1 protein-coding gene is annotated in these 1,000 nt (G+C 42.7%); it reads left to right on the forward strand.

The genetic code is table 11. From position 1 onward, the window contains the following. Positions 1 to 104: 104 nt before the first annotated feature. Positions 105 to 1,000: IS630 family transposase (locus tag Xmir_RS22180; protein WP_099116112.1), on the forward strand; the 896-nt coding region annotated here is incomplete at its 3' end.

Raw genomic sequence — 1,000 nt, forward strand, 5'->3', positions numbered from 1 at the left:
TATAAATAAGCTTTCAAAATAGTAGATCACGGGAAGGGAACTCAGTCCGGTTTTTGCGATCTGATTAATCGCCAAATCAAAAAAATCCCAAAATGGACTGAGCGATGCCAATCATAGCACCAATACCCCGAAATGAACGACGTCAGATGAAAAAATTTATTCATAAAACCCGGGACAAAGATTATGCACGCCGGCTCATGGCACTCTTAATGTTACATGAAGGCAAGACCGTTTCTGATGTCTCCAGACCCCTTCATTGTTCACGTTCTTCGGTTAATCGTTGGGTAAATTGGTTTACGCTGTATGGGCTGGAAGGCTTAAAAAGTCTACCGTCAGGAAGACCTGCCACCTGGAATTTAGCGCCACTTTTTAGTTTGCTGTCGTTCTTACTACAGCATTCCCCGCAGGATTTGGGTTACCTGCGTTCACGTTGGAGTATTGAGCTTATTACCCGAATAATCAATGAATTATTAGGGTTATCACTGTCGCAAAGTACGCTCTATCGTTATTTCTGTCAGGCTGGTATTGTTTGGCGAAGGGCGGCACCTACCGTAAAAAAGCCGGATCCTGAGTATGACGAAAAAATGGCAAAAATCACTGAAGCCTTATCCAGCGTGTCAGAACACCATCCTGTTTTTTACGAAGATGAAGTCGATATTGACCTTAACCCCAAAATCGGGGCGGACTGGTGTTTGAAAGGGCAACAAAAACGGGTCATGACGCCGGGCAAAAACCAAAAACACTACCTTGCAGGCTGCCTTGACGCCCAAACAGGCCGAGTGACTTATGTCAGCGGTATCAAGAAAGACTCTGATTTATTTATCAAAATGTTAGAGGAACTGAGTGACCAATATCGCCATGCAAAAAACATCACGTTGATTTTAGATAACTATGGCATTCATAAAAGCCGGAAAGTCAGGGCATGGCTAAAACAAAATCCTAAATTTAATTTGTTGTTTTTACCGGTTTATTCGCCATGGATAAATAAGATTGAACGCCT

It is taken from the genome of Xenorhabdus miraniensis (assembly GCF_002632615.1).